The organism is Ectothiorhodospira mobilis (assembly GCF_900114895.1).
In the GTDB taxonomy this organism is placed as follows: Bacteria; Pseudomonadota; Gammaproteobacteria; order Ectothiorhodospirales; family Ectothiorhodospiraceae; genus Ectothiorhodospira; species Ectothiorhodospira mobilis_A.
Genome location: NZ_FOUO01000021.1, coordinates 1 through 15649 on the forward strand (window position 1 = coordinate 1; position 15649 = coordinate 15649).

The 15649-nt window shown below is 67.5% G+C and carries 13 protein-coding genes; 11 read left to right on the forward strand and 2 right to left on the reverse strand.

Features of this window, described 5'->3' with window-relative positions:
• The 10 genes from BM214_RS11485 to lysS all read left to right on the forward strand — a co-directional run.
• A partial coding sequence (locus BM214_RS11485) for a flagellar hook protein FlgE (RefSeq protein WP_143096394.1) occupies nucleotides 1-990 on the forward strand: 990 nt, incomplete at its 5' end.
• A 13-nt stretch (nucleotides 991-1003) separates the two neighbouring features.
• Nucleotides 1004-1744, forward strand: coding sequence for a flagellar basal-body rod protein FlgF (gene flgF, locus BM214_RS11490; protein ID WP_090487343.1), 741 nt, complete (start codon nucleotides 1004-1006; stop codon nucleotides 1742-1744).
• Nucleotides 1745-1772: 28 nt separating this feature from the next.
• Entirely contained in the window at nucleotides 1773-2561 is a 789-nt protein-coding gene (gene flgG, locus BM214_RS11495) for a flagellar basal-body rod protein FlgG (RefSeq protein ID WP_090487346.1), read from the forward strand.
• 40 nt (nucleotides 2562-2601) lie between these two features.
• Nucleotides 2602-3330 carry a flagellar basal body L-ring protein FlgH gene (gene flgH / locus BM214_RS11500; protein WP_090487349.1) on the forward strand — a complete coding sequence of 243 codons (729 nt, stop codon included), beginning with the start codon at nucleotides 2602-2604 and terminating at the stop codon, nucleotides 3328-3330.
• Nucleotides 3331-3379: 49 nt separating this feature from the next.
• Nucleotides 3380-4459 (forward strand): flagellar basal body P-ring protein FlgI, encoded by a 1080-nt coding sequence (locus BM214_RS11505; RefSeq protein ID WP_244887994.1) that lies wholly within the window; start codon nucleotides 3380-3382, stop codon nucleotides 4457-4459.
• 13 nt (nucleotides 4460-4472) lie between these two features.
• The gene (gene flgJ / locus BM214_RS11510; RefSeq protein ID WP_090487354.1) at nucleotides 4473-5519 is read left to right on the forward strand and encodes a flagellar assembly peptidoglycan hydrolase FlgJ; all 1047 of its coding nucleotides are present in this window, start codon (nucleotides 4473-4475) and stop codon (nucleotides 5517-5519) included.
• 66 nt (nucleotides 5520-5585) lie between these two features.
• Complete coding sequence (gene flgK / locus BM214_RS11515; protein ID WP_090487357.1) at nucleotides 5586-7457, forward strand: flagellar hook-associated protein FlgK; 1872 nt, start codon at nucleotides 5586-5588, stop codon at nucleotides 7455-7457.
• Nucleotides 7458-7460: 3 nt separating this feature from the next.
• Nucleotides 7461-8666 carry a flagellar hook-associated protein FlgL gene (gene flgL, locus BM214_RS11520; protein ID WP_090487361.1) on the forward strand — a complete coding sequence of 402 codons (1206 nt, stop codon included), beginning with the start codon at nucleotides 7461-7463 and terminating at the stop codon, nucleotides 8664-8666.
• Nucleotides 8667-8780: 114 nt separating this feature from the next.
• A protein-coding gene (prfB, locus tag BM214_RS11525; protein ID WP_143096395.1) for a peptide chain release factor 2 occupies nucleotides 8781-9879 on the forward strand; the annotation gives its coding sequence in 2 pieces (ribosomal slippage) (nucleotides 8781-8855 and nucleotides 8857-9879; 1098 coding nt in all).
• A gap of 75 nt (nucleotides 9880-9954) precedes the next feature.
• Complete coding sequence (gene lysS / locus BM214_RS11530; RefSeq protein ID WP_090487367.1) at nucleotides 9955-11451, forward strand: lysine--tRNA ligase; 1497 nt, start codon at nucleotides 9955-9957, stop codon at nucleotides 11449-11451.
• Between the two features lie 43 nt (nucleotides 11452-11494).
• Here lysS and pckA read toward each other — a convergent pair whose 3' ends face one another.
• A complete protein-coding gene (gene pckA / locus BM214_RS11535; RefSeq protein WP_090487371.1) occupies nucleotides 11495-13087 on the reverse strand; it encodes a phosphoenolpyruvate carboxykinase (ATP) in 1593 nt (530 codons plus the stop codon).
• A 238-nt stretch (nucleotides 13088-13325) separates the two neighbouring features.
• On the opposite strand from pckA, the gene BM214_RS11540 reads away from it, so the two are divergent.
• The gene (locus BM214_RS11540) at nucleotides 13326-15143 is read left to right on the forward strand and encodes an ABCB family ABC transporter ATP-binding protein/permease (RefSeq protein ID WP_238619526.1); all 1818 of its coding nucleotides are present in this window, start codon (nucleotides 13326-13328) and stop codon (nucleotides 15141-15143) included.
• Nucleotides 15144-15203: 60 nt separating this feature from the next.
• Here BM214_RS11540 and queF read toward each other — a convergent pair whose 3' ends face one another.
• Nucleotides 15204-15593, reverse strand: coding sequence for a preQ(1) synthase (gene queF, locus BM214_RS11545; protein WP_090487374.1), 390 nt, complete (start codon nucleotides 15591-15593; stop codon nucleotides 15204-15206).
• Nucleotides 15594-15649: the final 56 nt, after the last annotated feature.

A 15649-nucleotide genomic window follows, 5' to 3' on the forward strand; every position in this document is an offset into this window, starting at 1 on the left:
TCTGTTTCGTTCCATCAACAACGCCCAAAACCCGGCCGCCTGAACAGCCTCACCCATCACTCCCCTTCAGGCTCATCTCTGGATTGGAAAGGACTTTCCGCCGGTCAGCGCCTGCAGGGATATCCCACCGAGGGTGGCGTCACCCCCGAGGATATCCAGCTGACTACCGGGGAATCGGCCCCGAAGGCCACCACCGCCATCGATGCCCTGGTGAACCTGAATTCGGACGCCGAGCCGCCTACGGATGATGCAGGGACCATTCTTGGGCCCGGGGACATCGATCCGGCGGATCCGGAGACCTATAACGACTCCACCTCCCTGACGGTGTATGACTCCCTGGGGGCCGAGCACGACCTGTCCCTGGTCTTTCAGCGGCAGGATCCGCCGAATGCCCGGCAGTGGCATGTGAAGGCCTATTTGGAAGGCAGTGAAGTAGGGGCCGCCGACCTGGAGTTCAATACGGACGGCTCCCTGAATGCCGGTGCCAGCACCCCCCTGACCATCACCGATCCCGGCCTGCCCAACGGGGCCACCCTGGGGGATGCCGCCGGTGAGATCAGCGTGGACTTCGGCGATTCCACCCAGTACGGCGACAAGTTCAGCGTCACCGAACTGGAACAGGACGGGTACGCCACGGGCCAGCTGGTGGACGTGAGCGTGGAGTCCGACGGCACGGTGTTCGCCCGCTTCACCAACGGGGCCAACCGGTCCCTGGGGCAGGTGGCCCTGGCCAACTTCGACAATCCCCAGGGCCTGCAGCCCGTGGGCGGCACCAACTGGGTGGAGACGGCCGAGTCCGGCCAGCCCCTGCTGGGGCGGGCGGGCGAGTCCAATTTCGGTCTGATCCAGGGCGGGGCCTACGAGGCCTCCAATGTGGACATCGCCGAGCAGCTGGTGAAGCTGATCACGGCACAGCGCAACTATCAGGCCAACGCCCAGGTGATCAGTACCGCCGACACCATCACCCAGACCATCATCAACATCCGGTAAGGGGTGAAACGCCATGGACCGCATGCTCTACATCGCCATGACCGGTGCCCGGGAGGCGGCGCATTCCCAGGAGGTGAACGCCCACAACCTGGCCAACGCCAACACCACCGCCTTCCGCCAGAGCCTGGAGAGCTTCGTCAACCACCCCATGCGGGGACCGGTGTACGACAGCCGGGACTACGTGCAGCTCAAGGCCACGGAGGCGGACTTCACCCATGGTCCGCAGATCTCCACCGGCCGCAGCCTGGACGTGGCGGTGCAGGGGGATGGCTGGATCGCGGTCCAGGGTCCCGACGGCAACGAGGCCTACACCCGGGCCGGTAATTTCAAGGTGGACAGTCTGGGGCTGCTCACCACCGGCGACGGGTATCCGGTGCTGGGGGATGACGGTCCCATCGCCATCCCCCCCTTCGAGAAGATCGAGATCGGCGGCGACGGCACCATCAGTGTGCGTCCCCTGGGGCAGGAGCCCAATGTCCTCGCCCAGGTGGGCCGGGTGAAGCTGGTCAATCCGGACAATGAGGCCATCTCACGGGGTGAGGACGGCCTGTTCCGCCGCGACGATGGGGCGGTGGAGCCGGCGGATGCGCAGGTCCGTCTGGCCTCGGGAGTACTGGAGGGCAGCAACGTCAGCACCGTGGAGGCCATGGTGAACATGATCGAACTGGCCCGCAATTTCGAGACCCAGGTGAAGCTCATGAAGACCGCGGATGACCTGGCCCGCACCGGCTCACAACTGCTGCGCCTGTCCTGAGGCACGGGCGCCGAGGAGGAATGAAACCATGAATCAGGCATTGTGGATCTCCAAGACCGGGCTGGACGCGCAGCAGACGCGCATGGCCACCCTGTCCAACAACCTGGCCAACGTGAACACCACGGCCTTCAAGAAGGGGCGCGCCTCCTTCGAGGACCTCATCTACCAGAACATCCGCCAGCCCGGGGCCCAGGCGGCCCAGAACAACGAACTCCCCACCGGCCTCATGGTGGGTGTGGGGGTGCGCACCGTGGCCACGGAGAAGATCTTCACCCAGGGCAACCACATCCAGACCGACAACTCCCTGGACGTGGCCATCCAGGGTCGGGGGTTCTTCGAGATCCTCACCCCCGATGGCAACGTGGCCTACACCCGCGACGGCAGCTTCCAGCTCAACTCCGAGGGGCAGGTGGTCATGTCCAACGGCTACCCGCTGCAGCCGGGCATCTTCGTGCCCGAGGGCACCAAGAGCATCTCCATCAGCGAGGACGGCATCGTCAGCGCCACGGTGGCGGGGGAGGAGGACGCCCCGGTGGAGATCGGCAACATCCAGCTGGCGGATTTCGTCAACCCCGCCGGGCTGGAACCCCTGGGGCAGAACCTGTACGCGGAGACCGCCGCCAGCGGTGCCCCCCAGCAGGGCAATCCCGGGCAGGACGGCCTGGGGCGGCTGATGCAGGGGGCCCTGGAGAGCTCCAACGTCAACATCGCCGAGGAACTGGTGAACATGATCGAGACCCAGCGGGCCTACGAGATCAACTCCAAGGCCATCTCCTCCTCGGACCAGATGATGCAGTACCTGAACAACAACCTGTAACGGCAAACGCCGCACGCAGGGGGATGCAAGAGGCCGCACCATGAAGATCCAGGCGATCGCACACACTCCGTTCAGCGGCGGGCCCTCCAGGACCCGCCTGACGGCCCTGCTGGGGCTGTTTCTGCTCACCGGCGGCTGCGCCAGCCTGCAGCCGGTGGAACGGGGCGACGACCCGGAGTTCGCCAGCGTCATGCCACCCGAGCCGCTCCCCCCTGAGGAGAACAAAGGTGCCATCTTCCAGCCAGCCTCGGCCGATGGCCTGTTCACCGATTACAAGGCCCACCGGGTGGGGGACATCCTCCAGGTGATCCTGGCGGAGAGCACCCAGGCCAGCAAGTCCTCCAGCACCTCCACCAGCAAGGACAGCCAGGTGGGTCTGGAGGGGCCCACCCTCCTGGGGCGCGGGGTGACCTACGACGGCCGGCCCTTGCTGGACACCCGCATCAACGGCTCCAGGGGTTTCGAGGGGGAGGCGGATGCCTCCCAGAGCAACCAGCTGGAAGGTTCCATCAGCGTCATGGTCTCGGAAGTCCTGCCCAACGGCAATCTGGTGGTGCAGGGGGAGAAGTGGCTGCAGATCAACCAGGGGGAGGAGTACATCCGCCTGCGGGGCATCGTGCGTCCGGTGGACATCCGCGCCGACAACACCGTCCTCTCCACCCAGGTGGCCGCCGCCCAGGTGGCCTATGGCGGGCGGGGCACCCTGGCGGACAGCAACAGCCCCGGCTGGCTCACCCGTTTCTTCAACAGCCCCGTCTGGCCCTTCTAGGAGCGCCGACATGAACCCGATTCGAATCCTCACGGTCTTCCTCCTGGCAATGGTCCTGCTGACGCCCCTGGGACCGGCCTCCGCCGCCCAGCGGGTCAAGGACCTGGCCTCCGTGGACGGGGTGCGCAGTAACCAGCTGGTGGGCTACGGCCTGGTGGTGGGCCTGGACGGCACCGGCGACCAGACCACCCAGGCCCCCTTCACCGTGCAGAGCCTGAAGAACATCCTCGGGCGATTGGGGGTGACCGTGCCCCCGGACGTGAACCCGCAGCTGCGCAACGTGGCGGCGGTGATGATCCATGCCGACCTGCCACCGTTTGCCAAGCCGGGACAGACCATCGACGTCACCGTCTCCTCCATCGGCAACGCCGGCAGCCTACGCGGCGGCAGCCTGCTCATGACCCCCCTCAAGGGGGCCGACGGCAAGACCTATGCCATCGCCCAGGGGGATCTGTTGGTGGGCGGGCTGGGTGTGGAGGGCGCCGACGGCTCCCAGGTGACGGTGAACGTCCCCAGCGTCGGGCGCATCCCCAACGGCGCCACGGTGGAGCGGTCCGTGCCCTCCGGTTTCGCCCAGGGGGATCACCTCACCCTGAACCTGCACCAGTATGATTTTACGACCGCCAACCGCCTGAGCCAGGCCATCAACGACGCTCTGGGGCCCGGCACCGCCCACCCAGTGGACGGCTCCTCCGTGCGGGTCAGCGCCCCCAAGGATCCGGGGCAGCGGGTGGGCTTCATCTCCATGCTGGAGAACCTGCGGGTGGAACCCGGCGATCCCCCGGCCCGGGTCATCGTCAACTCCCGCACCGGCACCGTGGTCATCGGCAGCAACGTGCAGGTGAGTCCTGCCGCCGTCTCCCACGGCAGCCTCACGGTGACCATCACCGAGCGCCCGCAGGTGAGCCAGCCCGCCCCCCTGGGGCAGGGGGAGACGGTGGTCACGCCGCAGTCGGACATCGAGGTCACCCAGGAGGATGCCCCCATGTTCCTGTTCGACCCCGGGGTCAGCCTCAACGAGATCGTGCGCGCCGTGAACGAGGTGGGGGCCGCCCCGGGGGATCTGGTGTCCATCCTGGAGGCCCTGCGGGAGGCCGGGGCCCTGCACGCCGAGCTGGTGGTCATCTGAGGAGGATACCGGTATGAACGGGTACATCGCCGACAGCACCAACTACACCGATCTGGCCGGGCTCACGCAACTGCGGGCCCGGGCCCAGCGGCACGAGGCCGGGGCAGCCGATGAGGTGGCGCGTCAGTTCGAGGCCCTGTTCATCCAGATGATGCTCAAGAGCATGCGCCAGGCGGCCCCCGCCGAGGGGATCTTCAATAACGAGCAGACACGCATGTACCAGGGTCTGTTCGATCAGCAGATCGCCCTGGAGATGTCCCAGGGGGAGGGCATCGGCCTGCGGGAGCAGGTGATGCGGGAACTCTCCCGACATCACCCCGGGGCCGATGCCGGCAATCCCGGTGACGATGGCCAGGCCGGGGTCGCCGGTGACCGGGAACTGCAGATGCCCGATCACCGCGTGCCCAGCCTGCGGGCCGCCATCGAGGCGGCGATCCAGGCCCGGGACGCGGCCCGGGCGGGGAAGGGGGCTGAGGGGGACGCGGAGGCAGCCCGGGAGGTCTCGGCGGCGGATCCGGCCGGGGCGGCATCGGGGACCGATGCCCACTGGCGGCCCGAGACCCCGCAGGAATTCATCCGCGATGTCTGGCCCCATGCCCAGGCAGCGGCGCGGGAACTGGGGGTGCCCCCGGAGGTGCTGGTGGCCCAGTCGGGCCTGGAGACCGGCTGGGGCCGGCACGTGATCCGCCACGGCGACGGCAGCAGCAGCTTCAACCTCTTCGGCATCAAGGCCGATGCCCGCTGGGACGGACCGCGGGTGAACGTGTCCACCCTGGAGTATGTGGACGGCCTGCCGGAGCGCCAGCGCGCCGCCTTCCGCGCCTACGACGGCCTGGCGGAGGGTTTCGACGACTATGTGGCATTCATCCAGGGCAATCCACGTTACCGGCAGGCCCTGGAGGCCGCCGGCGACGCGGAGGGCTACATCCGGGGGCTGCAGGAGGCGGGCTACGCCACCGATCCCCGCTACGCCGACAAGATCCTGAACATCATGCAGCGGGGAACGCTCGGCGAGACCCTGGCGTCGCTCAAGTCCGGGCAGACGCCGCCGATATCCTGAGGGAGGTCATACCATGTCCACGTCAATCATCCATCGTAAGGGGCGGTGCACCGCCGGGAGGACGTCATGAGTTCCGGACTCTTCGGCATCGGCACCTCGGCCCTCAATGCCAACCAGCGGGCCCTGGACACCACGGGGCATAACATCGCCAACGTCAACACCGAGGGCTATAGCCGCCAGCGGGCGGAACTGGTGTCCCGCGGCGGGCAGTTCAGCGGCGCCGGCTACATCGGCAAGGGGGTGGACACCTCCACGGTACGGCGCATGTACGACCAGTTCCTGCAGACCCAGCTGCGCAACAACACCACCGCCGAGGCCTACTACAGCACCCGCCACGAATACCTGGGCCGGGTGGATGATCTGCTGGCGGACCCGGACGCCGGCCTGGCCCCCGGCATGCAGGACTTCTTCTCCGCCGTGCAGCAGGTGGCCGACGACCCCACCGCCAGCGCCGACCGTACGGTGCTCATCTCCGAGGCCGAGTCCCTGGTGGACCGCTTCCGTTTCCTGGACCGGCGCCTGAGTGAACAACAGGCGGTGGTCAACGGCCAGATCGGCACCGCCATCGAGGAGGTCAACGCCCACGCCGAGAGCATCGCCCGCCTCAACCAGCAGATCATCGCTGCCGAGGGCCGCGGCCAGCCCCCCAACGACCTGCTGGATCAGCGGGACCAGGCGGTGCTGGAACTGTCCCGCTTCGTGGACGTGCAGACCGTGGAACAGGACAACGGCGCCCTCAACGTCTTCATCGGCAACGGCCAGGGCATCGTCCTGGGGCAGAAGGCCCAGGCCCTGGCGGATGTCTCCCCCCAGCCGGGCCTGCCCCGGGAGGTGCGTTTCGGCGGCGAAGACGGCATGGACGTGACCCGACTCATCACCGGCGGCCGCCTGGGGGGGCTGCTGGAGCTGCGCAGCTCCGTGCTGGACGAGGCCCGTGGCGAACTGGGCCGGGCCGCCGTGGGCATGGCCGTGGCCTTCAACAACCAGCATCAGGCGGGCCTGGACCGCAACGGCGAGCCCGGCGGGGCATTCTTCGACGTGCCCACGCCGGAGGTGCTGGCCACCAGCGGCACCACGGCAACCGAGCCCGCGGTGGAGTTCGACCGGGCGAACCTGGCTGAACTGACGAGCGACGACTACCGGCTCAGCTGGGACGACGGGGCCAGCGAGTGGCAGCTGCGCACGGAACCGGACGGTTCCGTGCTGGCCAGCGCCGCTGCCGGCGGGACCATCAACGCGGCCGGACTGGAGATCATCACCCCAGCCGGCGGATCGGCGGGGGACAGCTTCGTCATCCGGCCCACCCGGGATGCCGCCAGCCAGATCGGCGTGGACATCCGCGATCCGGAGAAGGTGGCCGCGGCGGCGGCCATGATCCCCACGGTGCCCGAGGGCACGGAGGTGGAGTCCCTGTCGGTGGTGGATCCCGCCGGCTACCAGAGCTGGGCCAACTGGGGTGGCGCGGCCCCTGGGGAGATCGTCTTCAATCAGGCGGACTTTTCCGAGATGTCCGATGGGGTCTGGCGCGCCGAGCAAAACGGTGTGGAGATCATCGTGCGCGGCGACCAGCCGGCGGATGGCGAGGTGCGCATTGCCCGCAACGAGGACTTCGGCGTGGGGGACAACCGCAACGCCCTGGGTCTGTCCAACGTGCAGAGCACCCAGTACCTGGATGACGGCAGCACCTCCCTGGAGGGGGCCTACAACAGCCTCGTGGGCAAGGTGGGCACCCAGACCCGCCAGGCCGAGGTGGCCGCCAACGCCCAGTCCCAGCTCCTGGCCGATGCCCAGGCCCAGCGGGACAGCGTTTCCGGGGTGAACCTGGACGAGGAGGCCGCCAACCTGCTGCGCTACCAGCAGGCCTACCAGGCCTCCGCCCAGATCATCAGCATCACCAACACCCTGTTCGACACTCTCATCGGTGCAGTGAGGCGATAGGCCATGCGTATATCCACCAGCCAGATCTTCCAGAACGGCGTCGATGTGATGCAGCGCCAGCAGGCGGAGATCGCCCGCACCCAGAACCAGCTGGCCACGGGCCGCCGCATCCTCGCCCCCTCCGATGACCCCAGCGGCAGTGTGCAGACCCTGCAGTTCGAGAGCCGCGTAAAGCAGACGGAGCAGTACCAGAGGAATGGCCAACTGGCCGAACGCCGCCTGCGCCTTACCGAGACCACCCTGGCGGGGGTGGGGGACGGCCTGCAGCGCATCCGTGCCCTGGCGGTACAGGCCAACAACGCCTCCCAGACCGACGAGACTCGGGGGTATCTGGCGGAGGAGATGCGCCAGGTCCTGGACGGCCTCGTGGACCTGGCCAACACCCGGGACGCCAACGGGGAATACCTGTTCGCGGGATACCGCTCCGAGACCCGGCCCTTCGTCGCCGATGCCACGGGGCAGATCGTCTATCAAGGGGACGATGGCGCACGCGAGGTGGACATCAGCCCCGTGCGCCGTATCGCCGTGGGGGATGCGGGCAGTGCTGTCTTCGGGGGTATCCTGGACGGCAACGGGGCGTTCACCGTGATCCCGGATGCCGGTAACAGCGGTTCGGGCGTGGCCGGTACCGGCCAGGTGGTGGACCAGGCCGCATGGAACGGTGGCGCCGGAGGACCGTTCACCCTGGAATTCCTGAGTTCGGAGGAGTATCAGGTCCTGGATAATGGCGGCACTGTGGTGACCGGGCCGGCATCCTTCGAGAGTGGCCAGACCATCGAGTTCAACGGCATCCAGCTCCAGGTCCAGGGGCGGCCGGATGCGGGGGATTCCTTTGAGATCCGGGCCTCCCAGGAACAGACCCTGTTCCAGGGCCTGGATCGCATGATCTCCGCCCTGGAGAAGGGCAGCGGGGACACCACCGCCCCGGTGAACAACGCCATCAACCGGGGCCTGACGGAGCTGGACGGCGCCCTGGAGCACGTCCTGGACGTGCGCGCCACCGTCGGTGCCCGGCTCAACGCCCTGGAATCCCAGGACGGGCTGCACGAGGGGCAGATCCTGCAGATGGAGACCACCCTCTCCGAGATCCGTGACCTGGACTACGCCGAGGCCATCAGCCGCTTCAATCTGCAGCAGGTGAGCCTGCAGGCCGCGCAGCAGTCCTACACCCAGGTGGCCCGGCTGTCGCTGTTCGACTACATCCGCTGACGGTCCCGGGGTCCCCTCTTCCGCTCCCCGCGCCCGCCCACGGGCGCGGTCCTGTTGCCCTGTTCGTGGTACACTTCCCGGTTTTCCGAAAGACCATCGTGGGAAGGGCCATCCATGCAGGAACTGAACCCGTTGTTTGCCCAGATCAAAGACCTGCAAGGGCGTGTGGACGCCCTGAGGGGGTATCTTTGACTTCGATACCAAGCGCGAGCGCCTGGAAGAGGTCAACCGCGAACTAGAGGATCCCGACGTCTGGAACGACCCGGAGAAGGCCCAGGCCCTGGGCAAGGAGCGGGCCCACCTGGAGGGGATCGTGCACAACCTGGAGCGCATCGGCGGCGGCCTGGACGATGCCCTGGAGCTGCTGGAGATGGCCCAGGCGGAAGCGGACGAGGACACCGCCGAATCCGTGCGCACGGACCTGGAGCGCTACGAGGCCACCGTGGCGGAACTGGAGTTCCAGCGCATGTTCTCCGGGGAGATGGACGAGCGTCCCGCCTTTTTGGAGATCCAGGCCGGTTCCGGCGGCACCGAGGCCCAGGACTGGGCGGAGATGCTGCTGCGCATGTACCTGCGCTGGGGCGAGCGCCACGGCTTTACCACCGAGCTCATGGAGGTCTCCGACGGGGAGGTGGCCGGTATCAAGAGCGCCACGGTGCGCTTCGACGGCCCCTATGCCTTCGGCTGGCTGCGCACCGAGACCGGGGTGCACCGCCTGGTGCGCAAGTCCCCCTTTGACTCCGGCAACCGCCGCCACACCTCCTTCACCTCGGTCTTCGTCTCCCCCGAGGTGAGCGACGACATCGACATCGAGATCAACCCGGCGGACCTGCGCATCGACGTCTACCGCGCCAGCGGCGCCGGCGGTCAGCACGTGAACCGCACCGAGTCCGCCGTGCGCATCACCCACCTGCCCACGGGGGTGGTCACCGCCTGCCAGAACGGACGCTCGCAGCACAAGAACAAGGACTTCGCCATGAACCAGCTCCGCGCCAAGCTCTACGAGCTGGAGCTGCAGAAACGCAACGCCGAGAAGCAGGCCATGGAGGACAGCAAGGCGGATATCGGCTGGGGCAGCCAGATCCGCTCCTACGTGCTGGACCAGTCCCGCATCAAGGACCTGCGCACTGGCGTGGAGGTGGGCAACACCCAGGCGGTGCTGGACGGCGACCTGGATGCCTTCATCGAGGCCAGCCTGAAAAGCGGCCTGTAACGCACTCCGGGGCCGGTTCCCCCGGCCCCGGGACGACGCAACCCCGTTCCCCGACACGAATTGGCAAGCCAGCCCATGACCGACCCGACCCAGGACGAGAACAAGCTCATCGCCCAGCGCCGCGACAAGCTGCAGCGGCTGCGGGAGACGGGGACCGCCTTCCCCAACGATTTCCGCCGCAATGTCATGGCCGGCGAACTCCACGCCGAGTACGGCGAGCGGGACGCGGCCTTCTTCGAGAACGAGCCCGTGCGCGTGGCCGTGGCCGGACGCATGATGGCCAAGCGGGTCATGGGCAAGGCCAGTTTCGCCCAGCTCCTGGACATGTCCGGGCGCATCCAGCTCTTCGTGCAGCGGGACGCCCTGCCGGAAGGGCGCTATCAGGAGTTCAAGGGCTGGGACGTGGGGGATATCCTCGGTGCCGAGGGGACCCTGTTCCGCACCAAGACCGGCGAGCTCTCGGTGCAGGTGGACACCCTGCGCCTGCTCACCAAGTCCGTGCGCCCGTTGCCGGAGAAGTTCCACGGGCTCGCGGACACCGAGACCCGCTACCGCCAGCGCTATGTGGACCTGATCATGAACGAGCCGGTGCGGGAAGTGTTTCGCATCCGCACCCGCATCATCCAGGGCATTCGGGACTACCTCAACGCCCGGGGCTTTCTCGAGGTGGAGACCCCCATGATGCAGGCCATCCCCGGCGGGGCCACGGCCCGGCCCTTCACCACCCACCACAACGCCCTGGACATGCAGCTCTTTTTGCGTATTGCCCCGGAGCTGTATCTCAAGCGCCTGGTGGTGGGGGGCTTCGAGAAGGTCTACGAGATCAACCGCAACTTCCGCAACGAGGGGCTGTCCACGCGGCACAACCCCGAGTTCACCATGCTGGAGTTCTACGAGGCCTATGTCACCCATCACGAACTGATGGACCTCACCGAGGACCTGCTGCGCACCCTCACCCGGGACGTGCTGGGCTCCACCACGGTGCACTATCAGGGGGAGACCTACGACTTCGGCAGGCCCTTCGAGCGCCTCACCGTGAAGGAGGCCATCCTGCGCCATAACCCGGATCTTACCGCCGCCGACCTGGAGGACCCGCAACGGGCCCGGGCCGCCGCCGAGGCCCGGTGTATCCCCCTGAAGGACGGCTACGGCCTGGGCAAGGTGTGGATCGAGATCTTCGAGAAGACGGTGGAGTCGCGGCTGACGGATCCCACCTTCATCACCGCCTATCCCACGGAGGTCTCCCCCCTGGCCCGGCGCAACGACGCCGATCCCTTCGTCACCGACCGTTTCGAGTTCTTCGTGGGGGGGCGGGAGATCGCCAACGGCTTCTCGGAGCTGAACGACTACGAGGATCAGGCGGAACGCTTCCGCCGGCAGGTGCAGGAGAAGGAGGCCGGCGACGACGAGGCCATGCACTTCGACGCCGACTACCTGCGGGCCCTGGAGCACGGCATGCCGCCCACGGCGGGGGAGGGCATCGGCATCGACCGTCTGGTGATGCTGTTCACCGACTCGGCCTCCATCCGGGACGTGCTGCTCTTCCCCCACATGCGGCCCCAGGCCGATTGAGGCCCGCACCCCGCCTGCTGCGGCGGGGGCGGGGCCGTTGTCCTCAGTCTTCGGGGACGCGCGGGGCCGCGGCCAGCACCTCGGGACTGGCCTGATCGGCATAGGCCTCGAAGTTCTCGTGGAACAGCCGGGCCAGGCGCGCGGCCGTCTCCCGGTAGGCGGCCGCATCGGACCAGGTATTGGCCGGGATGAGGGTCTCCTCGGGCACCCCCGGGCAGCGGGTGGGCACCTGCACGCCGAATACCGGGTCCTCCACCGTGGGGGCCGAGGCCAGTTCGCCGCCATGGATGGCATCGATGATGGCCCGGGTATGGGCGATGGGCATGCGCCGGCCCACGCCGTAGGGCCCGCCGCTCCAGCCCGTGTTCACCAGCCACACCTGCACGTCGTGCCGGCGGATGCGCTCCGCCAGCAGCTGGGCGTAGCGGGTGGGGTGCCACACCAGAAACGGGGCCCCGAAGCAGGCGGAGAAGGTGGCCTGGGGCTCGGTGACCCCCACCTCGGTCCCTGCCACCTTGGCGGTATAGCCGCTGATGAAATGGTACATGGCCTGGGCGGGGGTGAGGCGGCTCACCGGCGGCAGCACGCTGAAGGCGTCGCAGGTGAGAAAGATCACGTTCTTGGGCTGTCCCCCCGTGCAGGGGATCTTGGCGTTGGGGATGTGCTCCACCGGATAGGAGCAGCGGGTGTTCTCGGTGATGGAGGTGTCGCTGTAGTCCACCTCCCGCGTGCGGGGATCGAAGACCACGTTCTCCAGGATCGCGCCGAAGCGGATGGCGTCGTGGATCTCCGGTTCCGCCTCCGGGTCCAGGTCCACCACCTTGGCGTAGCAGCCGCCCTCGATGTTGAAGACGCCCCGGTCGCTCCAGCAGTGTTCGTCGTCGCCGATCAGGCGGCGGCGGGGATCCGCGGAAAGGGTGGTCTTACCCGTGCCGGAGAGGCCGAAGAAGATGGAGACATCCCCGTCCTCCCCCTCGTTGGCGGAGCAGTGCATGGAGAGCACGTCCTGCCGGGGCATGATGTAGTTCATGAGGGTGAACACGCCCTTCTTCATCTCGCCGGCGTATTCCGTGCCCAGGATCACCATCTCGCCCCGCAGGAAGCACAGGCTCACGCTGGTGGGGTTGTGGACCCCGGGGAGGTCGGTGCGGGCCGAGGCGCGGCCGGCGTTGTAGAGCACGTAGTCCGGCTCGCCGAACTGCTCCAGTTCCTCCGCGCTGGGGCGGATGAGCATGTTGTGCATGAACAGGGCGTGATAGGCCCGCTCGCAGATGACCCGGATGCGCACCCGGTAGCGCGGGTCCCAGCCGGCGAAGCCGTCCACCACGTAGAGCCGGGCGCAGGTGTTGAGATGATCGACGGCCTGCTGGCGCAGGGCCTGGAAGCTTTCGGGGGACAGCCCGGTGTTCACCGGGCCCCACCAGATGTCGCCGTTGATGTGCTCGTGCTCCACCACCCGCTTGTCCTTGGGGCTGCGGCCGGTCTTGTCCCCGGAGCGGGCGATGAGGGCACCGGTGGAGGACAGGGCCGTACCGTGCTCGTGGTGGGCCAGGGCCTCCTCGTAGAGGACTGCCGGGGCGGGGTTGCGCAGCACCCGGGCCACGTGGATGCCGTGTTGATGCAGGCTGAAGGTCATGCGTGTTTCCGTTGGCGAGAAAGGAAAACCAAAGAGTATTGTGTTGCACCCCATCAGACAACCGGTATTCAGATTCTATCCGTATTCCAACCCCTGGAATGATTGTTCGGGGGGAGGGTCGTTTATTATATTTTTTCAATCTTTACTTATGTGTTCATGCGGTAGAATCCCCCCTCGTTTTCGTGCCGGGTGAAGATACCCGGAGACCCGTTCTTTCGTTTCATCGCGGACGTATATCGTGAAACACCGTTCCGACTACGCCTATTCGGACCAGCCGGTGAACTGGCGCATCCTCCTGAGCCTGTGGCCCTACCTGATGGAGTTTCGCGGCCGGGTGATCGCGGCCCTGGTGCTGCTGGCCCTGGCCAAGGGGGCCAATGTACTGGTGCCCGTGGCCCTGAAGTACATCGTGGATCACTTCGAGGCGGGGCCCGAGCAGGCGGCCATGGTGGTGCCCGTGGCCCTGCTGCTGGGCTATGGCCTGCTGCGGTTCTCCACGGTACTGTTCTCCGAGTTGCGGGACGCCGTCTTCGCCCGGGTGGCGGAGCGGGCCATGCGCCGCGTCTCGCTGCGGGTCTTCGAGCACCTGCACCGCATGGACCTGGGCTTCCATCTGGAGCGGCGCACCGGCGGCCTGGCCCGGGATATCGAACGCGGCACCACGGGCATCCGCTTCCTGCTGCGTTTCACCCTGTTCAACATCCTGCCCACGGTGCTGGAGATCGTGCTGGTGGCGGGGATCCTGTTCGTCACCCTGAGCCCCGCCTTCGGCCTGGCGGTGGTGGCGGCCGTGGCGCTCTACGCTTTGTTCTCCGTGCTGGTGACGGAATGGCGCAACCGCTTCGTGCGCCAGGCCAACCGCCTGGACAACCGCTCCAACACCCGTGCCGTGGACAGCCTGCTCAACTACGAGACGGTGAAATACTTCGGCAACGAGGCCTTCGAGGCCCGCCGCTATGACCGGGACCTGGAGGAATGGGAGACGGCGCGCATGAACAACCGCCTCTCCCTGGCGGCCCTGAACTCCGGACAGGCCTTCATCATCGCCGGGGCCATCACCGTCATGATGTTCATGGCCTCGGACCGGGTGGCCGGCGGCAGCATGAGCGTGGGGGATCTGGTGATGGTCAACGCCTACATGATCCAGCTCTTCATCCCCCTGAACTTCCTCGGCTTCGTCTACCGGGAGATCCGTGAGGCCCTGATCAACATCGAACGCCTGTTCCGGCTCACGGAGGTGCCCCCACGGGTGGTGGACCGGCCGGGGGCCAAGGCGCTGCGGCCCCGGGGGGGCGAGGTGCGCTTCGAGGGGGTGTCCTTCGCCTACGGGCCCCAGCGGCCCATCCTGAAGGAGGTGAGCTTCACCGTGCCCCCCGGGGGCAAGTTGGCCATCGTCGGCCCCAGCGGCGCGGGCAAGTCCACCATCGCCCGGCTGCTGTTCCGCTTCTACGATGTGGACGCCGGTTGCATCCGCGTGGACGGCGAGGACATCCGCGATCTCACCCAGGACAGTCTGCGGGCCGCCATGGGGGTGGTGCCCCAGGACACGGTACTGTTCAACGACACCATCTATTACAACATCGCCTACGGCCGCCCGGATGCCACCCCCGAGGCGGTGCACCGGGCCGCCCGTCTGGCCCATCTGGAGGGGTTCATCCAGTCCTTGCCGGAGGGGTATGACACCCTGGTGGGGGAACGGGGCCTGAAGCTCTCCGGGGGCGAGAAGCAGCGCATCGCCATCGCCCGGGTGTTGCTCAAGGACCCGCCCCTGCTGGTGCTGGACGAGGCCACCTCCTCCCTGGACTCCCAGGCGGAGCGCTCCATCCTGGAGGCGCTCTCGGAGGTGGCCGCGCAGCGCACCACCCTGGCCATCGCTCACCGCCTCTCCACCATCCGGGATGCGGACAACATCCTGGTGCTGGAGCAGGGGCGGGTGGTGGAGCAGGGAAGGCACGAGGACCTGCTGACGGCCGGTGGGCTCTATGCCCGCCTGTGGCACCGGCAGCAGGCCGGGGCGGAGGAGGGTCCGCTGCCCGCTTCCGGGCCCGGGGCGTAATGGCCTGGGCCCGGTTCCCGCGCCGCCACCCTTAAGCGGCGGCAGGCGGCGGTGATGCCCTCAGGGCAGGGACACCGGCCGGGGGGCCTCCCAGGCGGGATCCCGGTGCTCGGCCACCACGGTGGTGTAAATCCCGCCGCGGACATTGAATTCCGCCGTCAGGCGCATGAAGCGGGGCGCGGTGGCCGCCACCAGATCCCCCAGGATGCGGTTGGTCATCGCCTCGTGGAAGCCTCCCTCCTCGCGGAAGGACCAGATATAGGTCTTGAGGGATTTCAGCTCCACGCAGCGCGCGTCGGGCACGTATTCCAGCAGTAGCTCGGCGAAGTCCGGTTGGCCGGTCTTGGGGCAGAGACAGGTGAACTCCGGGATGCGGATACGGATGGTATAATCCCGCGCCCTGTTGGGGTTTTCGAAGGTGTCTAGGTTCTTGCTGGGCTGAGTGGACATGATTTCCCGGACAGAGGTTTCGTATGTGGACCGTGGACCCGGGAGCGTGCCCCGGG

Excerpts from the sequence above, each read along its gene's own strand:
- flgF (WP_090487343.1), top strand. The coding sequence starts at position 1,004 with ATGGACCGCATGCTCTACATCGCCATGACCGGTGCCCGGGAGGCGGCG.
- flgG (WP_090487346.1), top strand. The coding sequence starts at position 1,773 with ATGAATCAGGCATTGTGGATCTCCAAGACCGGGCTGGACGCGCAGCAG.
- flgH (WP_090487349.1), top strand. The coding sequence starts at position 2,602 with ATGAAGATCCAGGCGATCGCACACACTCCGTTCAGCGGCGGGCCCTCC.
- BM214_RS11505 (WP_244887994.1), top strand. The coding sequence starts at position 3,380 with ATGGTCCTGCTGACGCCCCTGGGACCGGCCTCCGCCGCCCAGCGGGTC.
- flgJ (WP_090487354.1), top strand. The coding sequence starts at position 4,473 with ATGAACGGGTACATCGCCGACAGCACCAACTACACCGATCTGGCCGGG.
- flgK (WP_090487357.1), top strand. The coding sequence starts at position 5,586 with ATGAGTTCCGGACTCTTCGGCATCGGCACCTCGGCCCTCAATGCCAAC.
- flgL (WP_090487361.1), top strand. The coding sequence starts at position 7,461 with ATGCGTATATCCACCAGCCAGATCTTCCAGAACGGCGTCGATGTGATG.
- lysS (WP_090487367.1), top strand. The coding sequence starts at position 9,955 with ATGACCGACCCGACCCAGGACGAGAACAAGCTCATCGCCCAGCGCCGC.
- pckA (WP_090487371.1), bottom strand. The coding sequence starts at position 13,087 with ATGACCTTCAGCCTGCATCAACACGGCATCCACGTGGCCCGGGTGCTG.
- queF (WP_090487374.1), bottom strand. The coding sequence starts at position 15,593 with ATGTCCACTCAGCCCAGCAAGAACCTAGACACCTTCGAAAACCCCAAC.